At 40.0% G+C, this 9,549-nt stretch carries 8 protein-coding genes; all 8 read left to right on the forward strand.

What is annotated here, in order from left to right:
- Positions 1-7 precede the first annotated feature (7 nt).
- Genes AB4160_RS10070 through galU form a run of 8 tightly spaced genes read left to right on the forward strand, consistent with a single transcriptional unit; the run spans position 8 to position 9,269 of the window.
- On the forward strand, positions 8-1,408 hold the full coding sequence (locus AB4160_RS10070) for an undecaprenyl-phosphate glucose phosphotransferase (protein WP_303410612.1): 1,401 nt from the start codon (positions 8-10) through the stop codon (positions 1,406-1,408).
- Positions 1,409-1,438: 30 nt separating this feature from the next.
- A complete protein-coding gene (locus tag AB4160_RS10075) occupies positions 1,439-2,635 on the forward strand; it encodes an outer membrane beta-barrel protein (RefSeq protein WP_102477064.1) in 1,197 nt (398 codons plus the stop codon).
- A gap of 14 nt (positions 2,636-2,649) precedes the next feature.
- Positions 2,650-3,186, forward strand: a complete 537-nt coding sequence (locus AB4160_RS10080; RefSeq protein ID WP_102477065.1) for a polysaccharide biosynthesis/export family protein — start codon at positions 2,650-2,652, stop codon at positions 3,184-3,186.
- Positions 3,187-5,502: a GumC family protein gene (locus AB4160_RS10085; RefSeq protein ID WP_372004478.1), complete on the forward strand. Its 2,316-nt coding sequence runs from the start codon at positions 3,187-3,189 to the stop codon at positions 5,500-5,502.
- On the forward strand, positions 5,499-6,224 hold the full coding sequence (locus tag AB4160_RS10090) for a tyrosine-protein phosphatase (protein ID WP_102439065.1): 726 nt from the start codon (positions 5,499-5,501) through the stop codon (positions 6,222-6,224). Before AB4160_RS10085 ends, AB4160_RS10090 begins: the two co-directional genes overlap by 4 nt.
- 20 nt (positions 6,225-6,244) lie before the next feature.
- Positions 6,245-6,964 carry a hypothetical protein gene (locus tag AB4160_RS10095; protein ID WP_102439063.1) on the forward strand — a complete coding sequence of 240 codons (720 nt, stop codon included), beginning with the start codon at positions 6,245-6,247 and terminating at the stop codon, positions 6,962-6,964.
- The gene (locus AB4160_RS10100; RefSeq protein WP_102439061.1) at positions 6,964-8,331 is read left to right on the forward strand and encodes an O-antigen ligase; all 1,368 of its coding nucleotides are present in this window, start codon (positions 6,964-6,966) and stop codon (positions 8,329-8,331) included. Before AB4160_RS10095 ends, AB4160_RS10100 begins: the two co-directional genes overlap by 1 nt.
- Positions 8,332-8,378: 47 nt before the next feature.
- Positions 8,379-9,269, forward strand: coding sequence for a UTP--glucose-1-phosphate uridylyltransferase GalU (gene galU, locus AB4160_RS10105; protein ID WP_372004481.1), 891 nt, complete (start codon positions 8,379-8,381; stop codon positions 9,267-9,269).
- Positions 9,270-9,549: the final 280 nt, after the last annotated feature.

Below are 9,549 nucleotides of genomic sequence, written 5' to 3' on the forward strand. Positions count from 1 at the left end.
GAGCTAAATGGAAAGTCCATCAACACTTCAATTTGTCGGTACCCGTTCTAGTTTCTTATTGCGTATCTTTGATATTGCCATTATTGCCGCCGCATTAATGATCATGATGCATAGCTATAATATTACTTTCAATAAGGACTACTTATTAGTGCTGATTGGGGTGCTGTTTTTTTATAGCTATATTGGTGAGTCTTTAGGGCTTTATCGCTCATGGCGTTCAGGGCGGTTTTCTACCATGTGTAGGATCGTCTCTTTGGATGTAACACTTGCCTTTGTGCTTATGACCCTATTGTTGTTTGTATTTAAATATAGTGAAGTTTACTCACGAGTAACGGTGGGAGGCTGGTATGTATTAAGTCTTTTATCGTTAGTGACTTGGCGATTGTGTGTTCGTGAGATTAAACGTTTTCGCCGTAAAAAGGGCTATAGCGTCCAAAAAATTGCAATTGTTGGCTTAACGGAGGCTGGGCAGCGTTTATATGAACAAATACAGAAACATGATGAGTTAGGTTTTGAGTGTGTTGGTTTTTACGATGATCGAGACCCTGAACGTATTGAAAACTTAGACTTATCTTGCCTAAAAGGCACTATTAACGATGCTGTCGATGTTGCACGTAAAGGTGAAATTCAGAAATTATATGTTTGCTTACCTATGATTGCGGAGCAGCGAACTGCCGATATTATTTTAGCGCTAGGCGACAGCACAGTTGATGTGCTCATTACCCCTGATTTTTTATTGAAAAACTTAATGCATGCACGCATAGGCAGTGTTGGCGAGGTTGATACCTTAAGTGTGTTTGAGTCACCCGTTAACGGGATGATGCGCTTTTATAAACGTAGTTTTGACCTTGCTTTTAGCGTTATGGCATTAATTGTTTTAAGTCCTGTCTTATTGGTTATTGCTTTCGCGGTTAAATTAAACTCCCAAGGTCCTATTATTTTTAAGCAAGATAGATATGGACTTGATGGGCGAAAAATTAAAGTGTGGAAATTTCGCTCAATGACAGTGACTGAAAACAGTAATGTGGTTATTCAAGCGAAGAAAGGAGATGCACGAATAACCAATGTTGGCGCATTTTTACGTAAAACCTCGCTAGATGAATTACCACAATTTTTTAATGTACTCATGGGGGATATGTCGGTGGTTGGCCCAAGACCACATGCGATTGCCCATAATGAAGAATATAGACATTTAGTTTCCTATTACATGCTTCGTCATAAAGTATTACCTGGTATTACGGGCTGGGCACAGATAAATGGCTGGCGTGGTGAAACCGATACCCTTGATAAAATGGAAAAAAGAATCGAATTCGACTTGGCTTATATAAGAAATTGGTCTATTTGGTTAGATGTGAAAATTGTCTTTATGACATGCTTTAAAGGTTTTGTCGGTAAACATGTTTACTAAAAATCACAATCAAAGGAATAGGTGATAACAATGAGAACAAAGCTAAATATATTTACACTATTAGTCATCTCAGCTGGGATAGCAAATGTGAGTGCTGAAGAAAAAGCTGGGGTAATTACCACTGAGTCCGGTGTTGATTTTATTCCAGCATTAAATGCAGGCTTAAAATATGACGATAATATTGCCAGTAGAAGTACAAATGAAGAAGAAAGTTGGATATTAACCGTAGCCCCTGCGGTGCAGGCAAAGATGCTCGATGGGAATAACATTTATACTATTGATGCCGGTATTGAGTACGGTGATTATTTCGATAGTAGCGACGATAACTACCTTGATGCACTATTAAAAGCTCGCGCTCAGGTAGAGTTAAATCAAAGCAATCGTTTCAATCTTGAAGCTAAGTATTTTTACGGTCACGAAGATCGTGGTACTGGTGTGTTCGATTTTGGCTTTGATGATGGACTGCCAACAGAACCTGCTACCTATGATATTTTTCAGGGTGGTGGTTATTATGAGTATGGCGCTAAATCAACGCCGGCAAGAGTTAGGATTAATGGTTTATATGATTCTAAGGAATATACAAACTTTAAAGAATTAACCCAGTTCCGTAATAAAGATAACGTTAAATTAGGGGCTACCGTTTTTTATGATACTCGAGCAGCCACTAGTATTTTTCTTGATTACCAATATATTCAAACCGCTTATGACGTCATGGATCCTGGCGGAGATAGAGACAGTGATACCCAAAATTTACAGTTAGGTGTTGAGTGGGAAGCAACCAGTACCACTGAGGGTTCTATTAGGATCGGCTATCAGAAAAAAGCATTTGATAATCAAGAGCGGGAAGATTTTAGCGGTGTAGCTTGGGATGCCAAGTTAACTTGGAAACCATTGACCTATAGTCAGTTTGACTTCTATACCGGTCGCAGTAGTGAGGACCCTGATACATTTGGTGATTATGTTCGTGAGACCACTTACGGGGTTAAATGGAACCATGATTGGAGCGACTTGTTTGGTACCACTCTCGGGTACGATCGAATACAAGACGATTACACAGGCTTTGAGCGTGAAGATACCACCAATGTTTATCGCGTTTCGTTCAATTTTGAAGTGTTGCGCTGGATGACGCTAAGAGCAGGTGCAGATATTGCTGACAATACATCAATACAAGAACGCTTTGATTACGATCGTAATATCTATTTTATCACTGCCGAAATGACCTTGTAATTATTGGTGCAATCATGAGATTTCTATTTTTAAGTCTAGTTTTAGCTCTTGTATCCATGATGCTGACATCGACTGCAGAGGCGGTCGAGTCTGATGATAGTTACCTATTAGGGGCTGGTGATACCATTATTATTCAAGTGTATGGTGAGGACGCCTTAACCTTGGAAACTCAACTCACCAATAGTGGCACCATTAATTTTCCTTTTTTAGGCCCAATTAAACTTAACGGTTTGACCATAAAACAAGTGGAGCAAATTGTTTATAAGGGTCTTAAAGGGGATTATTTTGTTGAGCCTAGTGTCTATGTCGGAATGGTGGAATATCGACCTTTTTATATTCACGGCGAGGTTAAAAAACCGGGTGGCTATCCATATCAGCCAGGAATGACAGTTAACCAAGCCATCGCACTAGCCGGTGGGCTGACTGAGCGGGCTTCAGAAGACAAAATCAATATTTCCCGAGAAGGCGCAAAGGTAAACTCCAAGCGTGGCAACATTAACAGTAAGATTTTTGCTGGTGATACTATTACCATTGAACAGAGGTTCTTTTAAATGACTCAGCAGGAAAGGCGAGCCAACCCATTGCCTCAAATTCAAATGGATCAGCTAATTGATTTCAAAAAGCTAATAAAACCTGTTATGCGTTTTAAATGGCGCATATTAACCTTTGCGATGTTGATTACTGCTTTGGTTATTTTTGTCGTATTGAAAATGACGCCAATATACAGTGCAAAGTCTACCTTATTGATCGAATCAGAACAGGCTAATGCTATTAAAATAGATGAAGTTTATGGTATTAATTCAGGGCAGCAAGAATATTATTTAACTCAATTTGAAATTATAAAATCACGCTCAATTGCAGAGCGAGTATTTAACGAATTAGATTTAATAAATCACCCTGCATTTGTCTCAGAACCAAGTTTGCTTAGTCAACTAGCCTATTTACTCGATTTTATTCCAAAAGAATATATTCCCGAAGAGTACCTACCTGATGACTTATTGCCTGAAGGGAGTGCTACAGAAAATGTTGACCAAGAAATTGTTAAGCAACAATTAATCGATACCTTTGCCGAAGATATCAGTATTTCACCGGTTAGAAAAACGCAATTGGTCCATATTCGTTATGAAAGCTCAGATCCCGCCTTGGCCGCATTAGTGGCTAATGTGGTGGGAGATACCTATATTTTAAGTCAATTGGAAGCAAAGGTTGGCATGACACAAAAGGCCAATACTTGGTTAGGTGGAAGGCTAGAAGAGCTAAGATTAAAGCTAGATGAATCTGAAACACGCTTAGAATCTTTTAAGCGGGCGAATGGTCTGGTTGATGTTGAAGGGGTCACAGCGTTAGATGCTAAAGAGCTCGAACGATTAAGTGATGAAATTGCCATGGCACGCTCACGCAAAGCGCAGGCAGAGAGTTTTATTACCGTGGTCAGGCGCTACGGTGCTACTGATATCAGCCGTTTAGAAAGCTTACCTGAAGTAACCTCCCATCCCTCGATTCAAAATGTTAAGCGTGAAGTGGTGATTGTTGAAAGAAAAGTTTCTGAGCTTGAGCAAATTTATGGGCCAAAGCATCCAAAAATGATCGCGGCAAAAGCTGAGCTTAAATCAGTACAGAGTAATTTACATAGCCAAATAGCAAGATTAGTGAGAGGTATTGAAGAAGAAGCGCAAACAGCAGGACGTAAGCTGAAGGGGTTAGAAGCGCAGTTTAATAAATCAAAAGGCTCTTTTCAAAACCTGAGCACTATAGATACTGATTTCCGTCGCATGCTGCGTGAAGTTGATACTAATCAACAATTGTTTGATAGCTTTCTTGCTCGTCAAAAAGAAACCGAAGTGACCGGCAGTTTTGACTCGCCTATCGCCCGCTTTACTGACAGAGCGATTGTGCCAATCTATCCTACTAAACCCAATAAAAAGCTGATTGTAATATTGACCTTTTTTGCCAGCTTAGGCTTTGGGGTGGTGATGGTATTAATACTGGATGGGTTAAATGACACAGTTAAAAATAGCGATGACGTAGAGAAAATATTATCGCAGCGGGCATTAGGTTATATTCCAAAAGCCAAGAAAAGAGCTACTTATAAAGAGATTAACTTCGCCTTTTATGACAGTAACCAGCCTTTACATGCAGAAGCGGTTCGCACCATAAGAACATCGATGTCATTAATGGCCATGGGCAGTGACTTCTCTACCATTGAAGTGACATCATCGACGCCTAACGAAGGGAAAACCAGCACTTCAATGAACTTAGGCTTTGCTTTTTCTACGATGGAAAAAGTATTGATAATCGATGCGGACTTACGTAAATCCAGTATGGGCGAGCGTTTTGGTTTACCCTCTTATCAGCCAGGGCTTGCTAATATATTATCAGGTACAGAAAGCTTGCCTCATTGTATCGTTGCCGATGTTAAACCGAACGTTGACTTTATGCCCGCAGGAGCCGTGCCACTTAACCCGCAGGAGCTTCTGTCTTCTAGCCAGTTTCCTAAATTGTTAACCTTACTTAAAACCCAATACACTAAAATCATTATTGATACACCTCCAATACATGCCGTCAGTGACGCATTGATTATTACTTCGTTATGTGATGCAACGGTATTAGTGGTAAAAGCCGATCATACTCGAAATGAAGTGATTAAATTAAGCTTAGCAAAATTAAATCAAGCGAGAAGTAAAGTATTTGGTGTCGTTCTAAACCAATTCAATACTAAAGATGCACAGCATTATCAAGGTGATTATGGCTACTATAAAGCCTATGGCGCTGAGCAGGCTCCAAAAGGTAAACCTGTACAGTTTGCAGATTATGCCGCCAAAGATAAGCCTAAGCCGTTTTCTGACTTGGACAATATAAAAGTATGATTGATTTACATTGCCATGTATTAGCCAATATCGACGATGGAGCTAAATCCGTTGATGAAGCACTGAGTTTAATGGCTTTGGCACAGGAGCAAGGGGTAACCCGCATGGTGGCAACCCCGCATATCCATCTAGGCATATATGACAATGATATCAACTCAATATCTGCAGCTTATAAGGCGCTTTCACAAGCCCTAGTTAGCTCTAACATTGCTATTGAATTGCGCGCGGCAGCGGAAGTGCGGATTTCACCAGAAATCGTCTTGTTTGTTGAGCAACATAAATTGCCTTTTATTGGTCATTATCAGCAAAAAGATGTCCTACTATTAGAGTTACCCAGTAGCCATATCCCAGCGGGAACAGATAGGTTAATTAGCTGGTTATTGAGTAAAAATGTATTACCGATGATTGCTCACCCTGAACGTAATAGAGAGCTGCAAAACCACCCCCATAGAATTAAGCCCTTTGTCCAAGCTGGCTGTTTATTTCAGTTAACAGCAGCGTCGCTAATTGGCGATTTTGGCTCGGCGCCGCAGCAATTGAGTGAGCAATTTTTAAAAGAGCGTTTTTATTCCATCATCGCTTCAGATTGCCATTCCTTAAAACGTCGCCCACCTAAAATTGCCCAAGCAAAGCAATTGGTTAGTAGCTTAGTTGATGAAGAGTACGCTTTTGCATTAACGACAGAGATGCCCAGAACTATTTCTAATTCGCTATTTCAATAATCATAAGGTGATGACATAAAATGTTGAAGTTTAAAATGATAAAAAACTTCACTTGGTCAAGGCAAAGGCTGATATATGTATTTTTACTCCTTTTGCTAGCGGCGATATTGCCGGTTATTGTGCAAAAAGGCATGGCCAGTGCGTATCATTTTAAATCCCGATTCTATATTGATCATTGGCAGAAAAATAACCCTCCTACCCAGCTTCAATACTCAGCGGCATTATTGGCCGCTGATAATGCTTATAACCTTGATAGTAAAAACCCTCACTATTTATTGACCTTGGCAAAAGTCATGGAGTGGGGCGTATATGCAAATTTTGCCGCTGCCAATAACGCACTATTTAACCAGTTATATACCAATGCCATTTCCCAAAGGCCGACATGGCCTAATGCTTATAGTGATTACGCATATAATTTAGCCTTCATTCAGCATGATGTGTCACAAGTATGGCCTTTATTAGATAAGGCTGTACTGTACGGTCCTTATACCCCTGAAGTATTGCACCAAATTCTAGCCATCGGTTTTGCATATTGGCCTCAGTTAACCCTAGTACAAAAGAAAAACGTTTTTGAAACGGCGCGGATTTCAGCTATGGCTAGCTGGGACGTGCGCACTGATTTGAAGCGCTTAGCCACGCAATATGACATGACGCCAATAGTATGTACCTACTTTAAATTTATCACCCCAGAGTTTACTCCCAAAGATAAAAACTGGGTTGAAAAGGAACTGTGTCGTTAATGGATACTCTTGCCAAACCAACGAAGGTTTTCAGCGGACGCTTTGATCATTTTATGATATTGGCTCTGTGTGTGGTGATTATTTGGATGCCAATCCCTTTAGGCAGTAATCGTATTTGGGCGTTGGCGATCCTTGAATTTACAACAATATCACTGGGGATAGTACATCTTGGCTATTGCCTGAAGCATGATAGTGCATTTTTTCGCTACCAGTGGCAAAAGCAATTATTGCTCCCCCCAGGGCTGTTATTGATATATTTATTTTTACAGTATCTTAATTGGCTTCCAGGTATTGATAGTGTCGACCCTTACCAGACTCAACAACAACTCCTTAAGACTCTGTGTTATTCAATTTTTATTTTCTTATTAAGCCAATATTGTCAGCATTCTAAAACTTTAAGGTGGCTGTTTATAGCAATTATCTTATCAGGGTGTTTGCAGGCTTTTTATGGGGTGATTCTGAATCTACTGCAGTTAGATGCCTCGCCCATTTTAGGTTTTAGTGATGGCGAAAAGGCCCGTGGATCCTTTGTGTATCAAAATCATTTTGCTAATTATTTAGCCTTATGTTTAAGCATTGCGTTTGGTTGGCTGTTATCAGAGCTTAAAACCACTAAGCACGATCAAGATAAGCGCGCCATGCTTATCGGGATGATATCAACACTATTAAGTCGAAAATTAATTTTACGTTTAGCAATCGTGTTGATGGTTATAGGACTAATAATGAGCCGTTCGCGGATGGGCAATGCGGGCTTTTTTGCTGCTTTAGGCCTGATGTCGGTTATTGCATTATTTATTTACCGCCGCCCGCCGACATTGTTTAAACCCTTAGTTATCAGTATTTTTATTTTAGATTTGATTATTGTTGGTTCGATTTTTGGGATTGAAAAAGTTAAGCAGCGCTTAGCTGAGACCAGCTTTGCTTCAGAAACCCGCGATAATGTGGTTATTGATAGCTTACCTATCATTCAAGATAATCTTTTTACAGGTACAGGAGGAGGCAGCTTTTATACGGTTTTTCCGCAATACCAACCCCAGTTTTACTCTGGTTTTTATGATCATGCCCATAATGAATATGTGCAATTTGTAATTGAGTATGGTGTTGTTATGACGGTGATATTAGGCGCTTGGGTGTTGTATTCGTTTTGGCTTGCTTGTCGAACAATGTATCTACGCAATAACAAGCTTTATAAGGGTATCGCATTTGGTTGTGCTATGGCTATCGTATATATGCTCTTGCATATCTCGGTTGATTTCCATCTACAAGCACCAGCCAATACGTTACTGTTTTTAACCATAATAACCCTGTGTTGGTCGGTTCGTTATTTACCTTCTGAGCCTCAGCGAAAGGCTCGAAAATCATTTTAGTTTTACTTTTACTATACAATTTAGCGCTAGTTAAATAAGGATATTTTATGAAAGTTGTCATTCCCGTTGCAGGTTTAGGCACGCGTATGTTGCCAGCTACCAAAGCCATACCTAAAGAAATGTTACCCATTGTTGATAAACCCTTAATTCAATATATTGTTGATGAATGTGTCAGTGCGGGAATTAAAGAAATTGTATTGGTGACTCATGCCAGTAAAAATGCAATTGAAAACCACTTTGATAAATCTTACGAGTTAGAGTCAACCTTAGAAAAACGGGTTAAACGTCAGTTATTACATGAAGTGCAGTCTATTTGCCCTAAAAATGTCACCATTATGCATGTGCGTCAGGGTGAGGCTAAGGGCTTAGGCCATGCGATATTATGTGCAAAACCCTGTATTGGAAATAATCCATTTGCAGTGGTGTTGCCCGATGTCATTTTAGATGCCTACTCAGCGGATCAGCGAACTGAAAACTTAGCTTCTATGCTGGTGCGTTATCAGGAGTCCCAAGGCAGTCAAATTATGGTGGCCCCTGTACCTGATGAGCAAGTGAATAAGTACGGCATTGCAGATTGCGCTGGTGAAACCGTGATGGCTGGAGAGTCAGTCAAAGTGTATAAAATGGTTGAAAAGCCTGCAGTGGGTCAAGCGCCGTCAAATTTAGCCGTGGTTGGTCGTTACGTGTTGTCCGAAAAAATTTGGGATTTACTAGCCCAAACGCCGCCGGGCGCAGGGGATGAAATTCAATTAACTGATGCTATTGATATGCTGATTAAATCTGATGCGGTGGAAGCTTTTAATATGACGGGTAAATCCCATGACTGTGGCGATAAGCTTGGTTATATGAAAGCGTTTGTTGAATACGGTTTGCGAGATGCTAAATATGGCGGCGATTTTAGTCGTGAAATTAAACTGTTATTAACCGAATACGACTAATGTAAGTTAATGAAATTGTGATTTATATACTGTTATATGCGGTGCTACCGAGCCAGCCCTAGCGTCTTTGCTTGAAAAGGCTGACAAACTAAAACCTAATCTTCGATACTGTTGCGGCAATAACGCTAAAATGGTGTTTGAGGTTAGGTTTTTTTGTACCTAAAATTTATGTTAATAATATATAAAACAGAGTTTTATGTTGTGTGGTCGAGGTATGGGTAAATAGCCTAATCAAAGCCATTATATTGTTGGATAGTCCTCCGCTAAACCGCTAAACCGC

This window comes from Shewanella sp. 10N.286.51.B8 (assembly GCF_041469325.1).
Lineage (GTDB): Bacteria > Pseudomonadota > Gammaproteobacteria > Enterobacterales > Shewanellaceae > Shewanella.

Excerpts from the sequence above, each read along its gene's own strand:
- AB4160_RS10100 (WP_102439061.1), top strand. The coding sequence starts at position 6,964 with ATGGATACTCTTGCCAAACCAACGAAGGTTTTCAGCGGACGCTTTGAT.
- galU (WP_372004481.1), top strand. The coding sequence starts at position 8,379 with ATGAAAGTTGTCATTCCCGTTGCAGGTTTAGGCACGCGTATGTTGCCA.
- AB4160_RS10085 (WP_372004478.1), top strand. The coding sequence starts at position 3,187 with ATGACTCAGCAGGAAAGGCGAGCCAACCCATTGCCTCAAATTCAAATG.
- AB4160_RS10075 (WP_102477064.1), top strand. The coding sequence starts at position 1,439 with ATGAGAACAAAGCTAAATATATTTACACTATTAGTCATCTCAGCTGGG.
- AB4160_RS10080 (WP_102477065.1), top strand. The coding sequence starts at position 2,650 with ATGAGATTTCTATTTTTAAGTCTAGTTTTAGCTCTTGTATCCATGATG.
- AB4160_RS10090 (WP_102439065.1), top strand. The coding sequence starts at position 5,499 with ATGATTGATTTACATTGCCATGTATTAGCCAATATCGACGATGGAGCT.
- AB4160_RS10095 (WP_102439063.1), top strand. The coding sequence starts at position 6,245 with ATGTTGAAGTTTAAAATGATAAAAAACTTCACTTGGTCAAGGCAAAGG.
- AB4160_RS10070 (WP_303410612.1), top strand. The coding sequence starts at position 8 with ATGGAAAGTCCATCAACACTTCAATTTGTCGGTACCCGTTCTAGTTTC.